At 62.6% G+C, this 24,797-nt stretch carries 20 protein-coding genes; 9 read left to right on the forward strand and 11 right to left on the reverse strand.

Annotation, left to right across the window (positions count from 1 at the left end):
- Positions 1-2 precede the first annotated feature (2 nt).
- From OXH74_RS20325 to OXH74_RS20335, 3 genes are all read right to left on the reverse strand, one after another.
- Positions 3-686, reverse strand: coding sequence for a class I SAM-dependent methyltransferase (locus OXH74_RS20325; RefSeq protein ID WP_375738562.1), 684 nt, complete (start codon positions 684-686; stop codon positions 3-5).
- Positions 687-777: 91 nt separating this feature from the next.
- The gene (locus OXH74_RS20330; RefSeq protein ID WP_375738563.1) at positions 778-2,448 is read right to left on the reverse strand and encodes a phosphoethanolamine transferase; all 1,671 of its coding nucleotides are present in this window, start codon (positions 2,446-2,448) and stop codon (positions 778-780) included.
- Between the two features lie 210 nt (positions 2,449-2,658).
- Positions 2,659-3,915, reverse strand: a complete 1,257-nt coding sequence (locus OXH74_RS20335) for an MFS transporter (protein WP_375741655.1) — start codon at positions 3,913-3,915, stop codon at positions 2,659-2,661.
- Between the two features lie 793 nt (positions 3,916-4,708).
- On the opposite strand from OXH74_RS20335, the gene quiC reads away from it, so the two are divergent.
- Entirely contained in the window at positions 4,709-6,619 is a 1,911-nt protein-coding gene (quiC, locus tag OXH74_RS20340; RefSeq protein ID WP_375738564.1) for a 3-dehydroshikimate dehydratase QuiC, read from the forward strand.
- A 99-nt stretch (positions 6,620-6,718) separates the two neighbouring features.
- Complete coding sequence (locus tag OXH74_RS20345; protein ID WP_375738565.1) at positions 6,719-7,387, forward strand: TetR family transcriptional regulator; 669 nt, start codon at positions 6,719-6,721, stop codon at positions 7,385-7,387.
- A gap of 152 nt (positions 7,388-7,539) precedes the next feature.
- On the opposite strand, the gene mqo is transcribed toward OXH74_RS20345, so the two are convergent.
- The 4 genes from mqo to OXH74_RS20365 form a co-directional block, all read right to left on the reverse strand.
- On the reverse strand, positions 7,540-9,120 hold the full coding sequence (mqo, locus tag OXH74_RS20350; protein ID WP_375738566.1) for a malate dehydrogenase (quinone): 1,581 nt from the start codon (positions 9,118-9,120) through the stop codon (positions 7,540-7,542).
- Positions 9,121-9,302: 182 nt separating this feature from the next.
- On the reverse strand, positions 9,303-9,920 hold the full coding sequence (locus OXH74_RS20355; RefSeq protein WP_375738567.1) for a helix-turn-helix transcriptional regulator: 618 nt from the start codon (positions 9,918-9,920) through the stop codon (positions 9,303-9,305).
- A 61-nt stretch (positions 9,921-9,981) separates the two neighbouring features.
- Entirely contained in the window at positions 9,982-10,617 is a 636-nt protein-coding gene (locus OXH74_RS20360) for a hypothetical protein (RefSeq protein ID WP_375738568.1), read from the reverse strand.
- 139 nt (positions 10,618-10,756) lie between these two features.
- Complete coding sequence (locus tag OXH74_RS20365) at positions 10,757-12,181, reverse strand: mechanosensitive ion channel domain-containing protein (protein ID WP_375738569.1); 1,425 nt, start codon at positions 12,179-12,181, stop codon at positions 10,757-10,759.
- A gap of 141 nt (positions 12,182-12,322) precedes the next feature.
- Here OXH74_RS20365 and OXH74_RS20370 point away from each other — a divergent pair, with 141 nt between their 5' ends.
- Positions 12,323-12,664 carry an FKBP-type peptidyl-prolyl cis-trans isomerase gene (locus OXH74_RS20370; protein ID WP_375738570.1) on the forward strand — a complete coding sequence of 114 codons (342 nt, stop codon included), beginning with the start codon at positions 12,323-12,325 and terminating at the stop codon, positions 12,662-12,664.
- 20 nt (positions 12,665-12,684) lie between these two features.
- On the opposite strand, the gene OXH74_RS20375 is transcribed toward OXH74_RS20370, so the two are convergent.
- Positions 12,685-13,434: a TIGR01458 family HAD-type hydrolase gene (locus OXH74_RS20375; protein ID WP_375738571.1), complete on the reverse strand. Its 750-nt coding sequence runs from the start codon at positions 13,432-13,434 to the stop codon at positions 12,685-12,687.
- 695 nt (positions 13,435-14,129) lie between these two features.
- Here OXH74_RS20375 and ilvA point away from each other — a divergent pair.
- The 3 genes from ilvA to OXH74_RS20390 all read left to right on the forward strand — a co-directional run bounded on the left by ilvA (position 14,130) and on the right by OXH74_RS20390 (position 18,657).
- Complete coding sequence (gene ilvA, locus OXH74_RS20380; protein ID WP_375741656.1) at positions 14,130-15,644, forward strand: threonine ammonia-lyase, biosynthetic; 1,515 nt, start codon at positions 14,130-14,132, stop codon at positions 15,642-15,644.
- A 171-nt stretch (positions 15,645-15,815) separates the two neighbouring features.
- A complete protein-coding gene (locus OXH74_RS20385; protein ID WP_375738572.1) occupies positions 15,816-17,426 on the forward strand; it encodes a 5-guanidino-2-oxopentanoate decarboxylase in 1,611 nt (536 codons plus the stop codon).
- A gap of 202 nt (positions 17,427-17,628) precedes the next feature.
- Positions 17,629-18,657, forward strand: coding sequence for a LacI family DNA-binding transcriptional regulator (locus OXH74_RS20390; protein ID WP_375738573.1), 1,029 nt, complete (start codon positions 17,629-17,631; stop codon positions 18,655-18,657).
- On the opposite strand, the gene OXH74_RS20395 is transcribed toward OXH74_RS20390, so the two are convergent.
- Genes OXH74_RS20395 through OXH74_RS20405 form a run of 3 tightly spaced genes read right to left on the reverse strand, consistent with a single transcriptional unit; the run spans position 18,654 to position 21,495 of the window.
- Positions 18,654-19,289 (reverse strand): lactate utilization protein C, encoded by a 636-nt coding sequence (locus OXH74_RS20395; protein WP_375738574.1) that lies wholly within the window; start codon positions 19,287-19,289, stop codon positions 18,654-18,656. The two genes, OXH74_RS20390 and OXH74_RS20395, sit on opposite strands and share 4 nt — an antisense overlap.
- Complete coding sequence (locus OXH74_RS20400) at positions 19,286-20,719, reverse strand: lactate utilization protein B (protein WP_375738575.1); 1,434 nt, start codon at positions 20,717-20,719, stop codon at positions 19,286-19,288. Before OXH74_RS20400 ends, OXH74_RS20395 begins: the two co-directional genes overlap by 4 nt.
- Positions 20,719-21,495, reverse strand: coding sequence for a (Fe-S)-binding protein (locus tag OXH74_RS20405; protein WP_375738576.1), 777 nt, complete (start codon positions 21,493-21,495; stop codon positions 20,719-20,721). Before OXH74_RS20405 ends, OXH74_RS20400 begins: the two co-directional genes overlap by 1 nt.
- A gap of 190 nt (positions 21,496-21,685) precedes the next feature.
- Here OXH74_RS20405 and OXH74_RS20410 point away from each other — a divergent pair, with 190 nt between their 5' ends.
- From OXH74_RS20410 to OXH74_RS20420, 3 genes are all read left to right on the forward strand, one after another.
- A complete protein-coding gene (locus OXH74_RS20410; protein WP_375738577.1) occupies positions 21,686-22,498 on the forward strand; it encodes a LuxR C-terminal-related transcriptional regulator in 813 nt (270 codons plus the stop codon).
- Between the two features lie 98 nt (positions 22,499-22,596).
- Positions 22,597-23,844 (forward strand): Zn-dependent hydrolase, encoded by a 1,248-nt coding sequence (locus OXH74_RS20415; protein WP_375738578.1) that lies wholly within the window; start codon positions 22,597-22,599, stop codon positions 23,842-23,844.
- A gap of 15 nt (positions 23,845-23,859) precedes the next feature.
- Positions 23,860-24,771 carry a dimethylarginine dimethylaminohydrolase family protein gene (locus OXH74_RS20420; protein ID WP_375738579.1) on the forward strand — a complete coding sequence of 304 codons (912 nt, stop codon included), beginning with the start codon at positions 23,860-23,862 and terminating at the stop codon, positions 24,769-24,771.
- Positions 24,772-24,797: the final 26 nt, after the last annotated feature.

A 24,797-nucleotide genomic window follows, 5' to 3' on the forward strand; every position in this document is an offset into this window, starting at 1 on the left:
GCTCACGCCTCCTTGCGCAGAACATAGACTCGCCACATTGCGTAGCCTGGCAGCAGATCCTGGCGGGACAGGATATGGAAACCGACACTGCGGAACTCTGCTTCGATGGTTTCCCGCGCGACGACGAATCGCCCCTGTCGGGGCGAGCCTTCACTCATTGCTGCACGACGTCGCTCAAGGCGCATGCGCCTCCACGCCTTGAAGTTGCCGTCGACCCACAGCGAGACGATCAAGGTGTCACGGGTAACACGATGGAATTCTCGCAACAGCTCCAGGCGCTGGTCCGCTGTCTCGACACGTTGCAAGTAGCGCATGCAGAAGATGCAGTCCACGGCATTCTCGCCAAGCTCTATTGCAAAGGGTGTGGCCTGGAAGGTACGAACACGCCGCGCTACGTCCGGTGAATGATTGGCATGGGACGCGGCCAGCCATTCTGCGTTCTGGTCCCCGGCCAGGATCAGTCGATTCGGATGTTCTGCCAGCAGGGGCCAGAAGCGGCCATCGCCACAGGGCAGGTCGAGGATCAAGTTCGGTTGTCCGGCCACCTTCAGTGCACGCAGGGCCATCTGCTCGTCACGCCAGCGGGCCAGGCGCAGTCGCAAATGATCCTTGCATGTGCCGGGGCGCAACGTGGATTCCTCTTGGGCAAGCGGCGTGTCGATCGAACTAGACCGGGGCTGCGGCATCAAGACCGGCTCCTGAATCCGTGGAAGCGCACCAAGGTAGAGGGCAGCTTGTTGTGGTCTGGTAAAGAAAATGTGAAAAAAATGTCAGTTATCACGACTCCGTTTCCGTGGCCCGGCATGGCGCGAACATATCCAGCGATGCGTTGTACTCACCGGTTTGAATCTCGAGCAGGCCGAGCATCGAGTGGAAAAGGTTGTCCTGGCTGAGGGGCTTGTCGCGCTCCCGGGCCAGGCAGTCGGATGCGACGGCGAAATCCTGTTGGTAGCTATCAGAGAACCACGCGAGCATTGCTACGTGCTTCTGCTGGTCAGGGGCCAGGACGTAGGGTGTGCCGTGCAGGAAGAGGTTGTACTCGCCCAGCGACTCACCGTGGTCGGAGAGGTACAGCATGGCGGTATCCACCTTGTCCTGATTCTTGCGCAGCAGGTCGATCAGGCTCGAGACCACGTAGTCCGTGTAGATCAGCGTGTTGTCATATGCGTTGGTGATGCTTTCGCGGGAGCAGTCATTCAGGGCATTGCTGGTGCAGACCGGAGTGAAAATTTCGAACTGGCTGGGATAGCGCTTGAAGTAGTCCGGCCCGTGGCTGCCCATCTGGTGCAGGACCAGCACCGAGTCATCCTTCAGGTTATCGATATAGTCCTGCAGCCCTTTGACCAGAATTTCGTCATGACACTCGCCATCCGCGCACAGCATGGGATCCTTGAGGTGACTCAACTGCATGAAGGCCACACGGTCGCAGGTGCCTTTGCAGCCCGACTGGTTGTCATGCCAGGCAACGGTCAGGCCAGCGCGCTTGAGCAGGTCTAGCAGGCCTTCCTGGCTGCGGGCCTGGGTGGCGTCGTAACCCGCGCGTCCCATGTTGGAGAACATGCAGGGAACCGATACGGCAGTTTCTGTGCCGCAGGAATGCACATTGCGAAAGGTCAGCAGACCGTCCTCCTTACTGAGGCGCGGCGTGGTGTTGCGTCCATAGCCGAGGACGCCGAAGTTGTCCGCTCGCGCGCTCTCGCCAACCACCAGCACGGTCAGCGACTTGCGCTTGTGCGTGTTCCAGGCGGGGGCCTTGTGCGCATCGGTGCCGATCTGGCGCAGTGACTGCTGGTTGAGCGCCAGTTCCTCGCGCAGGTAACCGAAGGAGGCGCCAAGGTAGTTGCTGGGCACCACCAGCATCCTCAGCTCATGGTGGTTACGTAGCAGTGAGGCCAACCCCTGGTAGTTGCCCAGGGCAATCAACCCCAGCGCTGCCACGCAACCAAGTGCCAAGGCGCACTTGACCATCAACTCGCGGTGAATCGGGCGATGTTTGACGGGGAGTCGCCACAACAGCCAGCTGGGCAAAACGCCGAGGAAGAAGATGAACAGGAAAAGTCTCAAGGAAAGCAGGTCGCGCACTTCGCCGACATCGGTTTCAGCGACATTGCGCAGCATGTTCTTGTCGACCAGCACACCGTACTGGCTCATGAAGTAGGCGACCGCGGAGCTGGAGACCAGCAGAAAGACCAGGAACGGCTTGAAGACCCAGCGAAATGACAGCGTTACCAGCACGAGATTGAAGATTGCGAAGACCATTGCGCCGAACGCAATACGCATCCCCAGCCCGCCGGCGCCCGCCGGAATGATCGAGAAGAGATGGTGCCAGAGCGGAAAATTATAAATGGCAAGAAGTAGGAGACTGACCAGGAAGGCCAGTGTTTCTGGTCGAAGTGCAAGCCTGTCGAACGGATCGACGAGCTTGCTCGCATAATTTGAAAGTTGCATGTTCCGGCATTCCAGGAGATTGCGGCAAGCAGTCTAGAAACCCGGTTATCAAATTTGCGTGAAAAAAACCTGTAAAAAAGGTGAGTCGCCAACAGCCACATTATCGTCCTCTATTCGACGGGCCAACAGAGTTGTGTGCTGCATGCAAGGGCGATTCTTACGAGCGAGGGGCAGGGGAAGGAGGCCCGGAACCGGGCCTCCGAGGTGACATTACTCTTCAATATGCTCGATCTTGCGTGGAGCCATGAAGTAAAGCCAGGTGAGAGCGATGAAATACATCGCCGGAATCATGGTGAACAACACCGCGTAGTTGTTGTTGGTGGCGGTCAGCACGCCACCGACGATCTGGGTCATGAACATGCCGCCAATTGCAGCGCACATACCGCCGAAGCCAAACACGGTGCTCATCATGTACTTGGGGGTGTAGTCCATTACCAGGCTCCAGATGTTGGCGGTCCAGGCCTGGTGCGCTCCCACAGCGAGGGCGATGGCTAGAACAGCGACCCACAGTCCGCTGGCATTGGCGGCGAAGACCACGCCGACGATGGTGCAGGCGAAGATCAGCATCGACACCAGGCGAGCGGTGATCGAGCGGACGCCACGGCCGATCAGCCAGGACGAAAGGATGCCGCCGCCCACACTGCCGAAGTCGGCGGTCAGCCAGATCAACATCAGCGGAATACCCATCTGGGTCACGCTGATACCCAGGTTGTACTGCTGGTTGAGGAAGGGCGGCAGCCAATAAAGGTAGAACCAGAACACCGGAGCAGTGATCGAGTAGGCCAGGGCGAAGGCCCAGGTGCCGCGCATGCGCAGGATGCGGGAGAATGGCACCTTGACCGGCTCGGGCTCGGCTTCCTGGTTGATGTAGTCCAGCTCGCTCTTCTGCACACGCGGATGCTCTTCCGGGTTGTAGTAGTTCAGAGCCCAGAACACCAACCAGACAATGCCCAGCAGGCCCATGCCGATAAAGGCGGCTTGCCAGCCCCAGACGGAGAGAATCAGCGGCAGCAGGGCTGGCGTGACCATGGCGCCGACGTTGGTGCCGGCGTTGAAGATGCCGGTAGCCAGGGCGCGTTCCCCAGCCGGGAACCAGAGGCGCGTGGTCTTCACGCAGGCCGGGTAGTTGGCCGCTTCGGTCAGGCCGAGGATGAAGCGGCAGACCATGAAGCCAACGGCCGAAGTGGCCAGGCCATGGGCGCCGGTGGCCAGGCTCCAGAGCAATACCGCGAAGAAGAAGGCGCGTTTGACGCCGACCTTGTCGATGAAGCGACCCTGGAGGATGAAGCCGACGGCATAGCCGACCTGGAACCAGAAGTTGATGTTGGCGTAGTCCATCGCCGTCCAGGCCATCTTCTCAGCGAGGATCGGCTGCATCACACCAAGCGCGGCGCGGTCGATGTAGTTAAGGGTGGTGGCGAAAAACACCAGTGCGAGCATGTACCAGCGCGTTTTTCCGACCGCCATGGCGCCGCGGACCTTGCCGAATATGCCGCCATGCGCGACAGCGCTGTCAGGGGTGATGCGAGTGGTGTGGGACTGAATCATTTTTGTTTGGCCATCCGTTCTAGGGCTGGGCTTCACGCCAGCCGGACTTCGTCAGGTCCTGTGGCGACATCAGATGTGCGCTCAGCTCGTCGCGAAGTTGTGCTCGAGCCTGTCGACCGGCGCCGTTGTGGCTGGTCGTTCGCTGGAAATCCGTGTTTGCCTTGGGACCGGTATCCGTCGCTCCGGAGTATCCGGAGCGGGTCGGGAGCCCGACTTACTGGGTGTGTGGCAACGCGGCAGTCCGGCAGGGACGGAAACTGCACGCTCGGCCCAGGTTGGCCGGAGACGCAGGGAGCTTGTGGCGAATGGAGGGAGTTGCGGCTGGTACAACATTGAGTGCGAGCATGAGCAGGTACCCGTTTCTTGAAATTGTTATGTCGTGACGCTGGGTCGCTTTTGCAGGCCCCCTGGTGGCTTGGGCTGGGCAGTGAATCGGCCGCCGGGTGGTTGTCTGCGAGCTGTTGATCATGTTGCGCAGTGATCGAAAAAGCGTCAATTCGATTACCGGCCTTTTGTTCGATAAACGAACACAAAACTAACTAGTTCGTACAAATAAAATTGATGTGCTGACTGTACGCGCGAATAATCGATTCCACCAGAAAGCAGTAGAGATTTCCGATCGCTTGTGGGGGCGAATCATTTGCCGCCGAAGAAAACCTGCACCCAGCCGCTGACCAAAGAGCCGGCGCCAACTCACCAGGAGCTGAAGAGCATGCAGCGTTCCATTGCCACCGTCTCCCTGAGCGGTACCCTGCCGGAAAAACTGGAAGCCATCGCCGCCGCCGGGTTCGACGGCGTCGAGATCTTCGAGAACGACCTCTTGTACTACGCCGGCAGCCCGCGCGAAATCCGCCAGCGTTGTGCTGACCTCGGCATCGCCATCACCCTGTTCCAGCCTTTCCGCGACTTCGAAGGCTGCCGTCGTGATCGCCTGCAGAAGAACCTCGACCGCGCCGAGCGCAAGTTCGACCTGATGGAAGAGCTGGGAACCGACCTCGTGCTGGTGTGCAGCAACGTCGCGCCGGACTCCCTGGGCGATGAACAAATCCTTGTCGACGATCTGCGCCTGCTGGCCGAGCGTGCAGGCGCCCGTAACCTGCGCATCGGATACGAAGCCCTCGCCTGGGGCCGCCACGTGAACACCTGGCAACAGGTCTGGAACCTGGTGCGCCAGGCCGATCACCCGGCCCTTGGCGTATTGCTCGATAGCTTCCATACCCTGTCGTTGAAGGGTGACCCGACCGCCCTCGCCGATATTCCTGGCGACAAGATCTTCTTCGTACAGATGGCCGACGCGCCGTTGCTGAACATGGATGTGTTGGAGTGGAGCCGGCACTTCCGCTGCTTCCCCGGCCAGGGTGAGTTCGACCTGGCAGGCTTCCTCGCGCCGATCATCCGCAGCGGCTACACCGGCCCGCTGTCGCTGGAGATCTTCAACGATGGTTTCCGTGCTGCACCGCCACGCGCCAACGCGGCCGATGGTTTGCGCTCGTTGCTCTATCTGGAGGAAAAGACCCGCAAGCTGCTGGCCAAGGACCCCGTGCCTCCGGCCAACCTCGACATCCTCTTCTCGCCGCCACCGGCCAGCCGCTACGACGGTGTGGAGTTCCTCGAGTTTGCCGTCGACGAGGCCCAGGGCGCCAAGCTCGCCGGCTGGCTCGAGCGCCTGGGCTTCGCCCGCGCCGGCAAGCACCGCTCCAAGGATGTGAGTCTGCTGCGCCAGGGGGACATCAACATCGTGCTTAATGCCGAGCCCTATTCGTTCGCCCATGGCTACTTCGAGTCCCACGGGCCGTCACTTTGCGCCACCGCTCTGCGGGTTAAGGACAGCGCCTCGGCACTGGAGCGCGCCTGTGCGTTCAAAGGCCAGCCCTATCGTGGTCTGGTCGGGCCCAACGAGCGGGAGGTCCCTGCCGTGCGAGCCCTGGACGGCAGCCTGATCTATCTGGTCGAGCAGGCGCCGGCGGGGCAGACCATTTACGACAGCGACTTCGTACTCAACCCTGATGCGGTCGAGAGCGGCAACCTGCAGCGCATCGACCACATGGCCCTGGCGCTACCGGCAGACGCTCTGGACAGCTGGGTACTGTTCTACAAGAGCCTGTTCGACTTCGAGGCCGACGATGAGGTGGTCCTGCCCGATCCTTACGGCCTGGTGAAAAGCCGTGCGCTGCGCAGCCGGTGCAGCACCGTGCGGCTGCCGCTGAACATCTCGGAGAACCGCAACACGGCGATTTCCCATGCACTGTCCAGCTACGGTGGTTCGGGCGCACACCATATCGCCTTCTCCTGTGAAGACATCTTCGCCGAGATCAGCCGTGCCAAGGAGGCCGGGGTTCCGCTGCTGGATATCCCGTTAAACTACTACGACGACCTGGCGGCACGCTTCGATTTCGACGACGAGTTCCTCAGCGAGCTGGCTTACTACAACGTGCTTTACGACCGCGACGCCCAAGGCGGCGAACTGTTCCATGTCTACACCGAACCCTTCGAAGGGCGCTTCTTCTTCGAGGTCCTGCAACGCAAGAATGGCTATGCCGGCTACGGTGCGGCCAACGTTGCGGTACGCCTGGCAGCGATGGCCAAGGCGCGGAGCGGCGCTGCCCGCCAGGCCAGGCTGTAAGTCAGGCAGCGCAGACCCGGCGAACTCTGGGCGCCGGGCTTCCTTAGCCATGCTGGCCAGACCATAATCGCTACAGTTTCCGCTGGCCGTGAGCCCAAGATGACCATAACCGCCGAACGCCCCGAAATGCCTGCCGAGTCACCTCGCAAAGGGCGAAAGAACAACCCGGAAAAAACCCGCGAAGACATTCTCAAGGCGGCCATTGCCGAGTTCGTCCAGCAGGGGCTTTCCGGCGCCCGCGTCGACTCCATTGCCGAGCGCATGCAGACCTCCAAGCGGATGATCTACTACTACTTCGGCAGCAAGGAGCAGCTCTACGTCGAAGTGCTGGAGAAGCTCTACGGCGATATCCGCAGTACCGAGGGCAAGTTGCATCTGGCGGAGCTGGAACCTCGCGAGGCGATACGCCGCCTGGTGGAGTTCACCTTCGATCATCACGAGAAGCATGTGGATTTCGTGCGCATTGTCAGCATCGAGAACATCCATCATGGCGAGTACGTCAAGCAGTCTGCTGCCATCCGCTCCATGAGCAACACCATTCTCGATGCCTTGGGCGACATCCTGCGCCGGGGTGAGGCTGAAGGTGTGTTCCGCTCCGGGGTAAACCCCCTCGACGTGCATTTGCTGATTAGCTCGTTCTGCTTTTACCGCGTCTCCAATCGCAGCACCTTCGGCGAGATCTTCCAGATCGACCTGGCCGATGAGCAGGTCAAGCAGCGCCACAAGGTGATGATCTGCGAATCGGTCCTGCGCTACCTGCAGGCGTGAGGTTCGTTTTCTCTCGTATTGTGACGAGGGGGCGGCGAAGAGTCTTCGTGACAGGTCTGCGGCCCGCTCTGCGAATGAGTTCGCACCCACAAGCGTGAGTGCCGGAGCCCAGCAGGCGGGCCAGTGGCCTGCCGGGCGATCCGGGAGATGGATCAGTTGTTGGTGAACGCTTTGGGCTGAACCTGCTCGAAGGTCAGTTGCAGGCGCTCGCTGCTCCAGGCGCGGACCTGGTTGGTCAGTTCCAGGTTGTTGTTCAGCTTCTGGCCATAGGAGGGGATGATCTCCTTCAGCTTGGCCTGCCATTCTGCGCTCTTGACCTCGTCCTTGAACGTCTTCTCCAGCACCGTGAGCATGATCGGCGCGGCAGTCGAAGCACCCGGCGATGCGCCCAGCAGTGCAGCGATGCTGCCGTCTTCGGAACTGACCACTTCAGTGCCGAATTGCAGGATGCCGCCGTGGTCCGCATCCTTCTTGATCACCTGCACGCGCTGGCCAGCCTGCAGCAGTTCCCAGTCTTTGGCCTTGGCTTCGGGGAAGTACTCGCGCAGTTCGGCGATGCGGTCTTCCTGGCTGAGCATCAGTTGGCCCATCAGGTAGGTGCTGAGGTCGAGGTTGTCGAGGCCGGCATGGGTCATAGGGCCGATGTTGTCGGTGGTCAGCGCGCTGAACATATCGAGCATCGAGCCGTTCTTCAGGAACTTGGTAGAGAAGGTCGCGAAGGGTCCAAACAGCAGGACCTTCTGGCCGTCAATCAGGCGGGTATCGAGGTGCGGCACGGACATCGGCGGCGAGCCGACCGACGCTTTGCCATAGAGTTTCGCCTGATGACGGGCGACCACTTCCTGATTGCGGGTCACGAGGAACTGCCCACCCACCGGGAAGCCCGCATAGCCTTCGGCTTCCGGGATGCCGGATTTCTGCAGTAGCTTGAGGGCGCCGCCGCCGGCACCGATGAAGACGAACTTGGCCTTCACGCGGGTTTCCGCACCGCCATTGGCGAGGTCTGCCATCAGCACGCTCCAGGTGCCGTCGTCGTTCCGGGTGATGTCGCGCACGTCATGCTGCAGGCGCAGTTTCACGTTTCCGTCGCGGGTCAGCGAACCGACCAGCTGGCGGGTGATCTCGCCGAAGTTCACGTCGGTGCCGATGGCCATGCGCGTGGCAGCCACTTTCTGCTCAGGCGAACGGCCTTCCATCGCCAGCGGGGCCCACTGTTTGATCTGGTCGAAGTCTTCCGAGTACTCCATGCCTCGGAACAGCGAGCTGTGCTGCAGCGCTGCGTGGCGCTTCTTGAGGAAGGCAATGTTGTCGTCGCCCCAGACGAAGCTCATGTGAGGCACGTTATTGATGAAAGACTTCGGGTTGCTCAGCACGTTCTGCTGGACCTGATAGGCCCAGAACTGCTTGGAGATCTCGAAGGACTCGTTGATCGCCACGGCTTTGCTGATGTCGATGCTGCCGTCGGCAGTTTCCGGGGTGTAGTTCAGCTCGCAGAACGCCGAGTGACCGGTGCCCGCGTTGTTCCAGGGGTTGGAGCTCTCCGCCGCGACCCGATCGAGGCGCTCGACGATATCGATAGTCCAGTCAGGCTCCAGCTCGTGCAGGTAGGTACCGAGGCTTGCACTCATGATGCCGGCACCCACCAGCAGGACATCGACCGACTTTTCGGGTTCTTTGTTTTGGGAACAGCTGGCGACGCTCAGGCACAGGAGCGCCAGCAGAATCTTTTTCATGGGGCAGTCCATTCATTAATTCATACAAGGCGCGCACCAAAGGCAAAGATCGTGCCGGGTTCTTGATATGTGTATGAACTGGGCCCCGCAGGCGCTTGGCCCGCTGTTTCGACTCGTGTCGTTTGGCGGAATCCCGCCATGGTAGGCATGTTCAGGCGTTAAAGATGGCGGGTTTCCGCCTTTCATTCCGGCTTGCGCGTGAGATGGAAGCGGCAGACGTGCCCCGCACGAACCATGCATTCAAGGTGTTCCACGGTGCCGCCGGCAAGGGCGCCGATCAGCGCCAGGTCCAGCTCGCAGACTTCCGGGTGGGCCGCTGCCAGGTGATGGAAGACGCAGTTGTGCGCGATGATTTCTGGCTCACCGGAGGAGCGGAAGAAGACTTTGGCCTCGTAACCGACCTGGTTCATGTGCTCGACGATGCGTGCCTCGTCCACCACCTGCTGCTCCATGTCGGCGGCCAGCTTGCGGCCCAGGGTCCGCATCAGCCGGAGTAGTGCATCGCGGCCGATCAGGCCGGCGACTTCGTCGATCAGCAGGTCGGCCAGCATCTGGTATTGCCGGGGGAACAGTTCCCGGCCTTGTGCGGTGAGCAGATAAAGCTGTTCGGGGCGTCGGCCGGTGGGGCGGGTTGCGCCACGGACGATCAGCCCATCGCGCTCCAGCGCGGCCAGGTGCTGGCGTATCGCCGTACGGGTCACGGCCAGATGGTCGGCCAGTTCGTCGATGCTCATGCCGGCTGCCTGATACAGCAATGCGCCAAGCAGATCCTGCTGTGTCCGTCCCATTCCTTGAAACATCCGACTACCTCTCGATCCTTGGTCCTGGGGAGGAGGGCGCTGGAGCGCCCTCAGCGTCGTTTCAGAATTTATCCGGGAACTGCTTGACCAGCGCTGCGGCCAAGGTGTCTGCCAATGCCAGCATATGCTCACGCATGGCTTTCCAGGTCTTCGCTTCGGCTGCGTAATCCTTCTTGCTCACCTGGTCGACCTGGACCACGTGGTGCCCACCGTGGGCACTGAGCATGGTAACCAGGGTGCCTTCCGGCAGGTTGGGGTTGGCAGTGGCGAGGAACTTGGCGATGGCCTTGGCGTTGCTGGTCAGTTCAGCGACGGCAGCGTCCTTGCCCATCGCGTTTTGGGCGACCGAAGCGTCACTGTAGTGCTTCACTGCGCTCCAGTGCCCGGCCAGCAGTTTGAGCATCTGGTCTGCCGCTGGTTGGCCATAGAGCGGAGCGAGGCTGTTGGCAATGGCCGTGGCATTGGCCACGACTTCGGTGTCAGCGGCCTCGGCCTGCTTGCGCTGGCCCTCCTGGTTGGCGACGACGTAGTTCCTGACCCAGAAGATGTGCTCCACCCACAAATCGCGCAGCGCCAGGCGCGTGTCGAGCGCGGCGGCGCCTGGTGAGGCCTGGACGGCCTGGTTCTGGTCCGTCTGGCTCCAGGCGGGTTGGGTGAGAACGGCAAACAGCAGCAAAGCCATTGTCCTGATGTTCATGACGCTACCCTCACGGTGTGGAATGCGTACAAAAACAATTAAAGCATAAAAATATGCCAATATTGTCAAAAGACGCCAAACGTCGCATCACCGGATGAACGGTGGACGACTCAGGGCCGGGAAAGATGGAGCGGGACGCTTATTTCTTGTGCAACCAGCTCAGGAAGCCGCCTTTCTTGATCGCTTGTGGCTTTTGCAGCAGCAACGAGTTGCTGGCCTGCTCCCGGAAACTGCGTAGCCGATTCAGCGCGGAGCGGACCTCGATGCGCTGGTCGAGGCAGGTGCGAATGGTGTCTTTCTCGATGCGATAAAGGACGCAGGAGGTGAGGGTGGTGAAACGGGCCTGGGAGGGCGAGTCGTTGACGATGCCTTCTTCACCGAGAATCTCGCCCGGCCCCATGCGGCCGGCCTCAACCATGGCGTTGCCATCGGCGACGGAGGCCGAGACGACGCCGGTGGCGATCACCAGCAGGCAGTCGGAGACTTCGCCCTCGGCGAGCACCACCTGGCCGGCCGGGAACTCCACGGCCAGCATGCTCTGGCTCAGGCGATCCTTTTCGTCGCTGCTGAGTGCACGGAAGATCTTCACGTCATCCAGCAGAAGGCGCTGGCGTGTCCAGGGCGTCTGGGCCAGGTCGGTGTTCCAGGCAATGCCAGCAGCCTCCAGATGACGATGAGCCAGGTCGTACATGAGGTTGCGGATCTCGGCCTTGTTCGTCCCGGCACGTACGAAGCCACTGGCTTCATACTGCATCGAGTTCAGGTCCGATCCTTTTATGGCGACCTTGGGCTTTGGGTCCGGGAGCAGGGCACTGATGCCTTGGATGGTCTTCTCCAGGGCATCCAGCACCCGGCGAGGGCGAACCTGGGCCGGGATCGTCAGGCTGATGGACACGCCGTTGATGTCGTTGGGGCGGTTGTAATTGAGGATCTTCGCCTTTGCCGCCACCGAGTTGGGAATCACCACCGTATTGCCCTGGCTGGTCAGCAGATGGGTGGCGCGCCAGTCGATTTCCACCACCTTGCCTTCGGTGCCGTCGATGGCGATCCAGTCATCCAGCTGGTACGGCTTGGTGGTGTTCAGGACGATGCCGGAGAACACGTCGCTCAGGGTACTCTGCAAAGCCAGGCCGATGACGATGGCCATGACCCCCGAGGTGGCGAGCAGCCCCTTGACTGGCAGCTGCATCACGTAGGCCGCTGCGGCCACGATTGCAATCAGGAAGATCACCGCGCCAAGCACATCCTGCAACAGCCGCCCGGCGTGACCGATACGCGGCATCAACAGGCCCAACACAACGGTGAGCGTCCGCGCACCGAACAGCCACCAGACGATCTCCAGCGCCGTTGCCGTGAGGTTGTGGGCGGTCTCGGTAAAGGGCGGCGGCTGCAAGGGGCTGATGCCGGCGTCGATCAATACCCAGCTATAGAGCAGGAAAAGCACCAGGCGGCAGAACGCGCGCCATGCCCTTCGTTCCACCGGGATCGCGCGCCAGGCGAGCAGGTCCACCAGCAAAAGGACGCCGCAGGCAACCAGCGGATGGCTTTGGACAAGTGCGAGCATGAGATCCCTTCCGAAAATGATTGACGCCGCCGGCTGTGGATCACGTTAGCTCAGGGCCGGGTGCTTGCCAGGGCGGACAAATCTTGAGAAAACGCAGCCGGGGCAGCCACCTGGCGCTGACCGAACGAAAGAGAACAGGTCATGAGCAGCGAATTGAAGGTCGAAGATATCCAACTCGGTGACGGTAAAGAAGTGGTCAAAGGCGCTTTGATCACGACCCACTACAGCGGCTACCTGGAGGACGGCACCAAGTTCGACTCCTCCTATGATCGCGGCAAACCATTCCAGTGCGTCATCGGCACCCGCCGGGTCATCCAGGGGTGGGACAAGGGCTTGATGGGCATGAAGGTCGGGGGCAAGCGCAAGCTGTTCGTCCCTGCGCATCTCGCCTATGGCGATCGTCAGATTGGCGAACACATCAAACCGAACTCCAACCTGATCTTCGAGATCGAGTTGCTGGAAGTGCTGACCCGCGATGATTGAGTACGGCGCGTAACAGCCGATCAGCAGTAGCGCTGAACGGCCTCGGCCAAGTCCGGGGCCAGCAGTGCCGTCGGTGCTTTCAACTCATCGCCGGGCCTGTACTTGCCGGTCTTCACTAGACAGGCATGCAGTCCGGCGCCCAGGGCTCCTAGTACGTCCGCCTCGACGTCATCGCCAATCATCAGCGCCGCATCGGGCCTGACACCCAGCTCATCCAGGGCACTGACGAAGAAATCCGCAGACGGCTTGCCGAGCACCAACGCCGGCTTGCCTGCTGCGTATTCGAGCGCGCGGACAAAGGGGCCAGCGTCCAGGTGCAGGGCTCCCTGGCTGCGGAAGTAGCGATTGTCACCCATGCAGATCAGCGGTGCGCCCTCGATCAGCAACTGGAACGCGCGGTCGAGGTGGGGGTAGTCGAAGCGCATTTCCGCATCGCCGAGGACAACGGCATTGGGCTCTGGCAAGTCGAGCAGTTCGGCGAACTCCTCTTCGAGGTCTGGATGGATCAGGCAGTACGGCCTTAGCCCGTGGGCCTGGGCGTGGCGGAGTACAGCCTGCGGTGCGCTGAACAGTTGCTCGGGGGCGACCGTAAAGCCCATGGCGGTCAGTTTGCGGTGGATGGCCGTCTTGCCCTGCCGGGAGGTATTGGTGACCAGCCGCAATGGGTAGCCCCTGGACTGCAACGTTTGCATCGCTTGCAGGGCCCCCGGCAGAGGCTGGTCATCCTCATAGAGCACCCCGCTGATGTCGAGCAGCACTGCCTGCAACATGGCCGGACCCTCCGTCGCGTGAACCAGACTCCAACAACCCTAGGCCCTACGCGGCTGCATGCAAAGCAGCCTCTGCCTCGTCGTTGCTACTTCGGGGCCGGCAAAGGCACTGCTGCGAAGGGCACCAGCAGCTTCAGGTCGCCATGGGCTGACAGGTTGACGCGGATGAGGGTGACCATGCCGCGGATGTCCTGCAGGCGCCAACGCAGAGATCGGCGATTTCCACAGCGATTGCTGTCCGGCGGCAGTGGTGGCAGTCCAGACGGATTCTGGGCTCAAGCCGCGAGCAGGAGCAGCAACAGCGCGACAACTGGTCGAAACATGGCAAGCCTCGAATGACGTCAGCACTCAGGCTAGCGTCAGCTGACATGTCGATCGCCTAACCTGAGATTGGCGTCAGGTTAGGCGTTCCGCTACGCCGGGCACTTCCGACGACATCTACCCCTTGACCCATTCCACCGACCCACCCTAAAGTGCGTCGCATGAATTATTCCCCGTCGTTGTTCGGCCAATCGATTATTACCGCCATTCCAGCAATGGCGGGTTAGCCAGCAACCACACCGAACCCGCCCTTGAGGCGGGTTTCTTCTTCTGTCTCCTGGGCCAAAATCTCGAACCAGGAGACGTGCATGACCACCCTCGCTTTCCAGCCCGCCAGTGACCTGACGGAATTTCCGCTCGATTCCCGCGAAAGCCTGCTCAAGTACTACGTGCGCAAGACGCTGTCGGCGCCGGTGTATGACGTCGCCATTGAAACGCCGCTGCAACCTGCCCGTCAGTTGAGCGAGCGACTGGGCAACCAGATCCTGCTCAAGCGGGAGGACCTGCAGCCGGTCTACTCCTTCAAGATTCGTGGCGCCTACAACAAGCTGGTGCAGCTGAATGCCGAGGAGCGGGCGAGCGGGGTCATCGCCGCGTCGGCTGGCAATCACGCCCAGGGCCTGGCCTTGGCGGCGAAACGCCTGGGTGTCGAGGCGACCATCGTCATGCCGCGCACTACGCCGGAGCTCAAGGTGCAGGGCGTGCGATCCCGCGGCGGCAAGGTGGTGCTGCACGGCGATGCCTTCCCGGAGGCACTGGCCCACGCGCTGAAGTTGGCGGAGGAAGAGGGTTACACCTTCGTGCCGCCTTATGACGATCCGGACGTGATTGCGGGGCAGGGCACCGTCGCCATGGAAGTCCTGCGCCAGCATGCTGGACGACTCGACGCGATCTTCGTGCCGGTCGGTGGCGGCGGGCTGGTCGCCGGAATCGCTGCTTACGTGAAGTACCTGCGCCCGGAGATCAAGGTGATCGGCGTCGAGCCGGATGACTCCAACTGCCTGCAAGCGGCCCTGGCTGCCGGAGAGCGCGTGGTGCTCGGCCAGGTCGGTCTGTTTGCCGATGGCGTGGCGGTGGCGCAGATTGGCGCACATAACTTCGAGCTCTGCCGCCAGTTCGTCGATGAGGTGGTCACCGTCAGCACCGACGAGATCTGCGCGGCGATCAAGGACATCTACGACGATACTCGCTCGATCACCGAGCCTGCCGGCGCCCTGGCCGTGGCGGGCATCAAGAAATACGTCGAGCGTGAGGGCGTTCACGGCCAGACCCTGGTCGCCATCGATTCCGGCGCCAACATCAACTTCGACCGCCTGCGCCATGTGGCCGAGCGCGCGGAGCTGGGCGAGCAGCGTGAAGCCATCATCGCCGTCACCATCCCGGAGCGGCCGGGCAGTTTCAAGGCTTTCTGCGAAGCGATCGGCAAGCGCCAGATCACTGAATTCAACTACCGCTACAACACCGATGATGAAGCGCACATCTTCGTCGGCGTACAGACCCATCCGGAAAACGACCCGCGCGCGGCGCTGGTGGAAAGCCTGCGCAATCAGGGCTATCCGGTGCTGGACCTGACCGACAACGAAATGGCCAAGCTGCACATCCGCCATATGGTCGGCGGGCGTGCCGCGTACATCGGTGAGGAACGGCTGTTCCGCTTCGAGTTTCCCGAACGCCCGGGCGCGTTGTTCAACTTCCTCGACAAGCTCGGCGGGCGCTGGAACATCACCCTTTTCCATTACCGCAACCACGGCGCTGCCGATGGCCGCGTGCTGGCCGGGCTGCAGGTGCCCGAGGACGAGTGCCACCTGATCAATGAAGCGCTGGACGAGATCGGTTACCCCTATTGGGACGAGAGCGACAACCCGGCCTGCAAGCTGTTCCTGGGTTGAAACGACCGTGTGCCTTACCCCTTTTCCGCTTGCGGGATAGGGGAAGTAAGGCGCACGGTCCAGGCATCCAAACAGGCCGGAAAGGAAAATCTGACGAACGCTATGTTAGCGATAACAAAGCAGTGTTAGAGTGTTGCTCATTCTGAACCCATCCCCTTTGGAGAACTGCCCATGTTGACCTGCGGAGAGCTGCTGGTTGAGCTGCTGGAAGGCTTTGGCGTGGATACCGTGTTCGGTATCCCCGGTGTGCACACGGTCGAGCTGTATCGCGGCTTGCCGGCTACCCGGATCAAGCACATCACCCCGCGCCATGAGCAGGGCGCGGGCTTCATGGCCGACGGTTATGCCCGTGTCAGCGGCAAGCCAGGCGTGTGCTTCATCATCACCGGGCCGGGGATGACCAACATCACCACCGCCATGGGCCAGGCCTATGCCGACTCCATCCCGATGCTCGTGATCTCCAGCGTCAACAATACCGAGCAGCTGGGTATGGGCGGCGGTCGCCTGCACGAGCTGCCGTCGCAGCGCAACCTGGTGTCCGGCGTGGCGGCTTTCAGCCACACCCTGATGCGTCCCGACGAGTTGCCGGCGGTGTTGTCCCGTGCTTTTGCCGTGTTCAACGGCGCGCGTCCACGCCCGGTGCATATCGAGATCCCGATCGACGTCATCACCGCCCCGGCTGATCACGTGCGCCGCAAGCTGGGTGCCCAACCGAGCCGTCCGGCACCGTGCCCGGCGGCTATCACTCGCGCCGCTGAGCTGCTGAAGGCCGCCAAGCGTCCGTTGGTGCTACTGGGCGGCGGCTGTGCCGATGCCGGCGCCGAGGCCCAGCGTCTGGTGGAAGCCCTGGATGCGCCAACTGCCTACACCATCAACGCCAAGGGCGTGCTGCCCAAGGGCCATCCGCTGGCCCTGGGCTGCAACCAGGCCTGGGTGCCGGTGCGCCAGCTGGTGCTGGAGTCGGACCTGGTGCTGGCGATCGGCACCGAGCTGGGCGAGACGGACTATGACGTGGTGTTCGACGGCAATTTCCGCATCGAGAGCACCCTGATCCGCGTGGACATTGACGCCGAGCAGCTGAACCGCAATTACCCGGCTGACCTCGCGATCCTCAGTGACGCGCGCCTGGCCATGGCCGCCCTGGCCGATGCCCTGGGCGAAGGCGCCCACTTCAGTGCCGACAGCGCTGGTTCGCAGCGCGCGGCCGCCGTGCGCGAGCAACTGGAGGCCCAGTGGCCTGCGGCTTGGGCCGGCCAGCGCAAGGTACTGGCCACGCTGCAGCAGGCCCTGCCGGACCTGATCGTGGCGGGCGACTCTACCCAGCCGGTGTATTCCGGCAATCACCTGTTCGAGGCCACGCAGACGCGTTCCTGGTTCAACTCGGCCACGGGCTACGGCACTCTCGGTTACGGTCTGCCGGCTGCGGTAGGCGCCAAGTTGGCTGCACCGCAGCGCCCGGTGGTGGCTCTGATCGGCGACGGCGGTATTCAGTTCACCCTGCCGGAACTGGCGTCTGCCGTAGAGGCGAACGCGCCGATCATCGTGCTGCTGTGGAACAACAGTGGTTACGGCGAGATCAAGCGCTACATGCAGAACCGCGACATCCCCACCATCGGCGTCGACATCTACACGCCGGACTTCCTCGGCCTGGCCAAGGCCTTCGGCTGCAACGCCGGGCGGGCCGAAAGCCTGGAGCACCTGAGCGAGCTGCTGAAGACGGCCGCCCAGGCGGATCGCCCAACGGTGATCGAGGTCTGGGAGCACGCGGAGTTCCTGCAGTAACAGGGCGCGGCCAGCGCATTTCTGTGGGGGGGCGATTTCAATCGCTAAGCGGACCGCAGGTTCGCCCCTGGCCTCCAATGGGGTAGCTGCGTTGCCCTCAGAGAGTGCATTCGCCCCCACAGGGTTCATGCATGTGCCGATAAAGGATGTTCGGCGCCTGACGGACAGGGATAATGCCCGTACCCGAAAGGCGCCAGAGGCCATGATGTCGATCAAGAGCAAACCCACGCTACAGGATGTTGCCCGGATGGCTGGGGTTTCCAGCATGACGGTGTCGCGGGCGCTGACCAAACCGGACATCGTTTCCGAGCAGACGCGGCAGAAGATCGACCACGCCGTGCGTGAGCTGGGCTATGTGCCCAACCTGGCCGCCAGCCAGCTGGTGACCAGACGCAGCGGCATCGTCGGCGCCCTGATCACCACCATCACTAACCCCATTCTCGCGACGACCATCGAGACCCTGCAGCAGGGGTTGGCCCGCGCCGGCTTTCATATGTTGATCGGTGAAACCCGTTTCTCCCAGGAGGAGGAGGGCAAGCTGCTGCGTGCATTCCTCGGTCGCCAGCTCGATGGCCTGATCCTCGCCTACGGCTACCACTCTCCAGAAACACTGGAGCTGCTCCAGGCCGCGGAAATCCCGGTGATCGAACTCTGGGACCTGCCCGAGGGCGAGGTGCCTCGCCAGCCCGTGGGCCAGGTGGTGGGCTTCTCAAACTGGGCAGCTGGCGCTTCGGCAGGTCGCCACCTGGTGGCCTGCGGTTACCGCAAGCCAGCGTTCTTCGGCTACGACGACGAGCGCGAGAACCTGCGTTTCCAGGGCTTTCGCCGTGCGGTGCTGGATGGGCTTGGGGTTGAGCCGCAGCGCTACAAGACCTCGGCCATTCCGAGCATCGAGGACGGCGTCGATATGATCGAGCGCCTCGCTCGTGGCGAGCTGGACTGCGATGCCGCGTTCTTCACCAACGACATGCAGGCGATTGGCGCCTTGTTCACCTGCCAGCGCCTGGGCATTGCTGTGCCGCAAGCCCTGGGTATCTGTGGTTTCGGTGACTTGCCGATCGCACGGGTGGCCGCCCCTTCACTGACCAGCGTGCGAATACCCGCAGAGAGAGTAGCCAACTCGACGGTGGAGCTGCTCTGCCAGCGCATCAAGGGCGAAGAGCCCTGGGCGGCCAACATCGATGTGGGCAGCGAGCTGGTGGCGCGGGAATCAACTGCACTGTGCCGCTAGTCCACGAGCAGGACATGCACTGCGCGCGGTCCATGGGCGCCATAAAGGAGTTGGCCGCCAATATCTGCGGTGCTGGAGGGGCCGGTGATCAGCTGGATGGCTTGCGATGCCGATGCTCCTTCGCGCGCCAGAAGCGGCCAGAGTTGATCCAGGTGGCCCAGCAGGCGTGCCCTGGATAGAACGACCAGATGATGCTCCGGCAGGAAATTGAGGGCGGACGGGCTCTGGCTGCTTGCCACCATGACAAGGCTCCCGGTGGCTGCGATGCCGGCATAGGCCTGGCCAACACCCAGCGTGTGCTGGCGATCTGCAGTTCCGATGTCCACGGGCAGTTCCCGAGCGGACCAGGCCAGCGAGGCCAGTGCTGGGGCTATGGCGGTTGAGCCTTTCAGCGCATGGCGGGCAAGGTAGTCGGCGACCGCGGCGGGGACTTCATCCAGGGTCAAGGTTTCCAGCGTGACTCCGGTCATCGCCAGGCGCTCGCGAAATCGGGCTTCAAGCACGTCACCGCTCCTGTCATTCAACGGGATGGTGCCCAGGGCGATGGAAGGTGGCGAGGCGACTTCATCTTCGGCCCGACGTCCCAGGGCGCCACGAAGGTTGGCGAAGATCTGCTGGCGGGCGCTGCTCATCGGTGTTCCTCATTCTTCTGCGATTGGCGCTGGCGCCAGAGTTGCTGGAAGGTAGCGCCCTGCGGCGCCGGCATGTCGCGCTCCCGCGTCCAGTGACCGGCCATTGGCAGGTGCCTGAAACGGCCACGCACCTGGCCCAGGCGCCCCAGCGCTTGGGCAAGCAGCGCGGTCAGTCGACGGTAGAGTGCGGGGCGGCGCGCGATCGCCGCCCACAGCGTGAGTCCCCACCGCGAGGTGCGGGCGGTGAGTCGCTGGCTCCATTGTCGGCTGCGCAGCACGCGCATCATGTCGGGCAGTGGAATCTGCATGGGGCAGACCTGGGCGCAGCGACCGTTAAGGGTGCAGGCGTTGGGCAGGTCGGTGGTCTGTTCCAGGCCGACCAGGTTGGGGGTCCACACCGAGCCCATGGGGCCGGGATAGATCCAGCCGTAGGCGTGGCCGCCAACCCAGTTGTACACCGGGCAGTTGTCCATGCAGGCGGCGCAGCGGATGCAGCGCAACATGGGGCGAAACTCACCGGCGAGCATTTCGCTGCGGCCGTTGTCGAGGAGTACTACGTGGCATTCCTCGGGGCCATCGAGATCATCCCCCTGACTGGGGCCGCCATAGATCGAGGTGTAGCTGGTCAGCGGCTGGCCGGTGGCACTCAGGGCCAGCAACTGCAGGTGAGTACCTGCATCGGCCAGTGTGGGCAGCACCTTTTCGATGCTGGCCAGGACGATGCGGACCCGCGGCAAGGTGCTGGCCAGGTCACCGTTGCCTTCGTTGGTCACCAGTACGTGGCTACCGTCTTCGGCAATCAGGAAATTGGCCCCGGTGATACCGACATCCGCGTTGACGAAGCGTTCACGCAGCAGTCGGCGCGCCTCGTCCAACAATTCGATGGGATCCAGCAGGTAATGGTCGCGGCCAAGGCCCTGGTGGTGCTCATGGAACAGGGCCTGCACCTGCCGCAAAGTCTTGTGGATGGCGGGGCCGTTGATGTGGCTGGGCGGTTCGTCGGCCAGTTGCAGGATGTACTCGCCGAGGTCGGTCTCATGGCGTTCGATGCTGGCGCGGGCGAGGGCGGCGTTGATGCCCATCTCTTCGCCGATCATCGTTTTCCCTTTGATGACGTGGCGCGCATTGGCCTGGCGGCAGATGGCGAGCACGGCGTCCTGGGCCTCCTCCGGGGTGCGTGCCCAGTGCACCTGGGTGCCGCGCCGCGTGGCTTCGGCTTCATAGCGTTCCAGATAGTGATCGAGGTGGGCGAGGGTGTGGTCCTTGATCGCCTTGGCCCGATCGCGCAGTGCCTGGAAATCTGGGGTGAGGTCGACCTGCCGGCGCACGTGGGCGGCAAAACGGCGGTTCTCGGCCATCGCTTCCTGCAGGTCGGTATCCTGCAAAGCGGCACGAGCAGCGGGTTTGAACTGAGCGGAGGCCAGATCCATCAGCGTGGGTTCCCTTCGCCGATGGCCGGGCCATCGGCCATACCGGCCAGCACTTCGGTCACATGATAGACGCGTACGTCCATGCCGAGCCTGCTCAGCCGCCCGCTGATGTTCAGCAGACAGCCGATATCGCCGCCGAGCAGGGTATCGGCGCCACTGGTACGGATGTTGGTGGCCTTTTCGCTGGCCATGCGTGCGGAAATATCCGGGTACTTCACACAAAAAGTGCCACCAAAGCCACAGCAAGTCTGTGCTTCGGGCATTTCAGTCAAGGTCAGGCCTTCCACCTGATCCAGCAGCCGGCGAGGTTGTCGCTGGATGCCCAGTTCACGCAGGCCCGAGCAGCTGTCGTGGTAGGTCGCCGTGCCCGCGTAGCGGGCGCGCAGCGAGTCCAGGCCTCTTACATCGGCGAGGAAACTGACCAGCTCGAAACAGCGCTCGGCCAGCGCTCGGGCGCGGGCATGCCAAGCGGGGTCGTCGGCCAGCAGTTCCGGGTAGTGCAGCTTGAGTTGTGCCATGCAAGAGCCGGACGGTCCGACCACGTAGTCGAACCTTTCGAAGGCTTCGATCACTTGCCGGGCGAGGGCACGTGCCTGGCCGATGGCGCCACTGTTGAAGGCCGGCTGGCCGCAGCAGGTCTGTTCGGCTGGGACCTCGACGGTGCAGCCTGACTGTTCCAGCAACTGCACGGCCGCAAAGCCGACGCTAGGGCGATAGAAGTCCACCAGGCAGGTGTGGAACAGGCCGACACGTGGTTTGGGCTCTGGTGCGAACATGGCGCCGCCTCCGTCAACTGGTAAAGGAATGGCGACTCTATGTTAGCGATAACATCTGTGTCAATGTGATGTCCGCGTGACCGCCGGCTGTGGCTGGTGGAGAATCAGCGGTCCTTTTAACAACCCAGATGGGGAGCCTGTGAGCGTCAGCACGTTCGACCTTTCCCAGTGGCAGCATCAGGGGGCCTGTTTGATCAAGGCGATCGGCCTGGCCGATTTCCCTCGTCAGCTGCTGACCTCGATTTTCGCGGCGGTGGAGATCGACAGCGCTTTCGTCGTGGCGCACAGCCTGGCGCAACGGCCGGTGATCCTGGAAGACGAGCGGGTGCGCGCCGAGCGCCGAGACGAAGTGCTGCGCTACCTGGCAGGGCCTTACCTGCTCGACCCCGTGCACCTTGCCTGTATCGAAGGCCGTAGGCAGGGGCTGGTGCGGTTGCAGGACATCGCGCCTGACCACTTCCACGAGTCGGAGTATTACCGTTCCTTCTATGTCTCCCATGGGCTGGCGGATGAAGTGAATTACCTGATCCGGCTGGAAGAGGGCGGAGGCATCGCGGTCTCGTTGGGGCGCCTGGCCGAACACGGGCCGTTCGATGCAGCTGAGCTGGAAGCGCTGGAGAGCATCGAGCCCATCGTCAGCGCGGCTGCCCAACGCCACTGGGCAGAAGGTACGCTGGCTGCCGAGTACAACGATGCACCCAGCCAGGCCTTGCACGCGCAACTGGAGCGTGCCTTCGATGACTTCGGCCGCTCGGTGCTGACCGAGCGGGAAGGCGAGGTGGCCCGACTGATCCTGCGTGGGCACTCATCGAAGTCCATTGCCCGCGCGCTGGACATCACTCCGGACACGGTTCGAGTGCACCGCAAGAACATTCACACCAAGCTGAATATCGGCTCCCAGGGCGAGCTCTTCTCACTGTTCATCAACGCCATCGCTTGCGCCCGGGGCAACTCGGGGGAGGATCCCTTGCAGGTCTATCTCAGCCGCCGTACCCCAATTTAGGTATGGCTGCGCCGACTACCCATCCCTAGGCTGACTCCCATGCTCAGCACCGGCTACATCCTCTGTGGCGCCGGGTGCGTAGTGCCGGGAGACAGCCAATGCCAACAATCGATTCGAACACCTTATGCATCAACGGTGACCGCCTCTGGGCACGGCTTATGGAGATGGCGCGCATCGGCGCCACGGCCCAGGGTGGTTGTAACCGCCAGGCCCTGACCGACCTGGACAAGGCTGGGCGCGACCTCTTCGTGCAATGGTGCCGGGCAGCCGGTTGCTGCATCAGCGTGGACCGCATGGGCAACATCTTCGCGCGCCGGGCCGGTCGGGATGACGTTTTGCCGGCGGTGATCACCGGTTCACACCTGGACACCCAGCCGACGGGGGGCAAGTTCGATGGCGTCTACGGTGTGCTGGCCGGGCTGGAGGTCATCGAATCCCTCAACGATGCCGGCATCGCCACCGAAGCACCGTTGGAAGTCGTGGTGTGGACCAACGAGGAGGGTGCGCGCTTTTCGCCTGCCATGATTGGGTCTGGGGTCTGGGCCGGAGCCTTCGACCTCGGTTATGGCCACAGTCGTGCGGACAAACTGAGTCTGACCATCGGTGAGGAGTTGGCCCGCATCGACTATTTGGGCGAAGCGCCGGCCGAGGCTCGCCCTTTGAAGGCGGCCTTCGAGGTGCATATCGAGCAAGGCCCGATCCTCGAGACCGAGAATCGTCAGATCGGCGTGGTCACCGGCGTGCAAGGCATTCGCTGGTATGACCTGACGCTGACTGGTCAGCCGGTGCATGCGGGGCCGACACCGATGACGGTGCGCCGCGATCCCTTCATGGGACTGGCCCCGATCCTCCAGCGCCTGTACGCCCTGGCTGAAGCCCATGGCCCCTGGGCACGAGTCACCTTCGGCGATATCCGTGCCGAGCCGGGCTCGCGCAATACCGTGCCTGAACGGTTGGTGGTGGCGGTGGACCTGCGTCACCCAGAGCAATCCGTGCTTGATGAGTTGGACGCCGCCTTCCGCCGCCTGGTGGAGGAGGAAGCTACACGGCTCGGCCTGCAGTCCGACATTCGCGAAGAGTGGCACTCCCCTGCGGTGGCCTTCGACCCGCGCTGCGTGGATGCGGTGCAGCAGGCCGTGGATGCCCTTGGCTACTCGCACTTGCGCATGTGCAGCGGTGCCGGCCACGACTCGGTGTATATCGCGCGCGTCGCCCCCACCAGCATGATTTTCGTGCCCTGCGAACAGGGTATCAGCCACAACGAAGCGGAAAACGCTGCCCCCGAGGACCTCGAAGCGGGCGCCAATGTCTTGCTGCACGCCATCCTGCACATGGCCAATTCCTGACCCTGGAGATCATCAATGACTGGATTCACCCTGAAACACCGCCGCGAGGGCGGCGATACGCCGCGCCTGGAGCAATGGGGCGCGGACTCCGAATATGGCGTGCTGCGCGATGTACTGCTCGGCCCGGTGGATCACTACCATTGGCTGGAAACCAGCTCCATTTCGCGCAAGAGCCTGCGCCTGGGCTATCAGTTCGATGCCCGCGTGGCCAAGGCCCAGCATGCTGAAATGGTCGATGCCTACCGGGAAGCCGGCGTGAAGGTGCACATGTTGCCGACCGACCCGAACCTCAAATATCAGGTGTTCGCCCGTGACTCCAGCGTGATGACGCCTTTCGGTCCCATCGTCACCCAGATGGCACAGTGGTGGCGGCGCGGCGAGTACGCCCCGGTGATCCAGTTCTACCGGGACAACGGCATCCCGATCTACGACATGATCACCGCCGGTTCATTCGAGGGCGGTGACTTCATGATGCTGGAGCCGGGCGTGATCCTTTGTGGCTACACCGGCGAGCGCTCCCAGGATCCGGCGGTGAGGCAGCTGCAGGCGTGGTTGGAGCGCGAAGGCTGGGAGGTGAAACTCTATGGCATGGACCCGTTCTTCGTGCACATGGATGCGCTCTGCGTGATGCTCGCCGAACGCCTCGCGGCAGTCTGCGTCGAAGCGGTGGAGCCCGAGCTGGTGACCTGGCTGAAAGGGAAGGGCATCGAGATCGTCGACATCCCCTTCAAGGAGGCCATGGAGCTGGGCTGCAACGTGGTTGCCCTGGGCGAAGGCCGCGTGTTGCTGCCGGCAACCAGCAAGGTGCTGAAGGAGAAGTGCCTGGCCCAGGGCCTCAAGGTCTACGATCCGGATATCAGCATGATCGCCAAGGGTGGTGGCGGGGTGCATTGCATGTGCCAGCCGTTGCGGCGTGATCCGGCCTGATTGCGGCCTGGTTATTCTGTGGGGCC

The sequence above is a fragment of the Metapseudomonas boanensis genome (assembly GCF_042232855.1).
Classification (GTDB): domain Bacteria; phylum Pseudomonadota; class Gammaproteobacteria; order Pseudomonadales; family Pseudomonadaceae; genus Metapseudomonas; species Metapseudomonas boanensis.

Bases quoted from the DNA above. Each gene is read 5' to 3' on its own strand.
- OXH74_RS20325 (WP_375738562.1), bottom strand. From the start codon at position 686: ATGCCGCAGCCCCGGTCTAGTTCGATCGACACGCCGCTTGCCCAAGAG.
- OXH74_RS20330 (WP_375738563.1), bottom strand. From the start codon at position 2,448: ATGCAACTTTCAAATTATGCGAGCAAGCTCGTCGATCCGTTCGACAGG.
- OXH74_RS20335 (WP_375741655.1), bottom strand. From the start codon at position 3,915: ATGGCGGTCGGAAAAACGCGCTGGTACATGCTCGCACTGGTGTTTTTC.
- quiC (WP_375738564.1), top strand. From the start codon at position 4,709: ATGCAGCGTTCCATTGCCACCGTCTCCCTGAGCGGTACCCTGCCGGAA.
- OXH74_RS20345 (WP_375738565.1), top strand. From the start codon at position 6,719: ATGACCATAACCGCCGAACGCCCCGAAATGCCTGCCGAGTCACCTCGC.
- mqo (WP_375738566.1), bottom strand. From the start codon at position 9,120: ATGAAAAAGATTCTGCTGGCGCTCCTGTGCCTGAGCGTCGCCAGCTGT.
- OXH74_RS20355 (WP_375738567.1), bottom strand. From the start codon at position 9,920: ATGTTTCAAGGAATGGGACGGACACAGCAGGATCTGCTTGGCGCATTG.
- OXH74_RS20360 (WP_375738568.1), bottom strand. From the start codon at position 10,617: ATGAACATCAGGACAATGGCTTTGCTGCTGTTTGCCGTTCTCACCCAA.
- OXH74_RS20365 (WP_375738569.1), bottom strand. From the start codon at position 12,181: ATGCTCGCACTTGTCCAAAGCCATCCGCTGGTTGCCTGCGGCGTCCTT.
- OXH74_RS20370 (WP_375738570.1), top strand. From the start codon at position 12,323: ATGAGCAGCGAATTGAAGGTCGAAGATATCCAACTCGGTGACGGTAAA.
- OXH74_RS20375 (WP_375738571.1), bottom strand. From the start codon at position 13,434: ATGTTGCAGGCAGTGCTGCTCGACATCAGCGGGGTGCTCTATGAGGAT.
- OXH74_RS20385 (WP_375738572.1), top strand. From the start codon at position 15,816: ATGTTGACCTGCGGAGAGCTGCTGGTTGAGCTGCTGGAAGGCTTTGGC.
- OXH74_RS20390 (WP_375738573.1), top strand. From the start codon at position 17,629: ATGATGTCGATCAAGAGCAAACCCACGCTACAGGATGTTGCCCGGATG.
- OXH74_RS20395 (WP_375738574.1), bottom strand. From the start codon at position 19,289: ATGAGCAGCGCCCGCCAGCAGATCTTCGCCAACCTTCGTGGCGCCCTG.
- OXH74_RS20400 (WP_375738575.1), bottom strand. From the start codon at position 20,719: ATGGATCTGGCCTCCGCTCAGTTCAAACCCGCTGCTCGTGCCGCTTTG.
- OXH74_RS20405 (WP_375738576.1), bottom strand. From the start codon at position 21,495: ATGTTCGCACCAGAGCCCAAACCACGTGTCGGCCTGTTCCACACCTGC.
- OXH74_RS20415 (WP_375738578.1), top strand. From the start codon at position 22,597: ATGCCAACAATCGATTCGAACACCTTATGCATCAACGGTGACCGCCTC.
- OXH74_RS20420 (WP_375738579.1), top strand. From the start codon at position 23,860: ATGACTGGATTCACCCTGAAACACCGCCGCGAGGGCGGCGATACGCCG.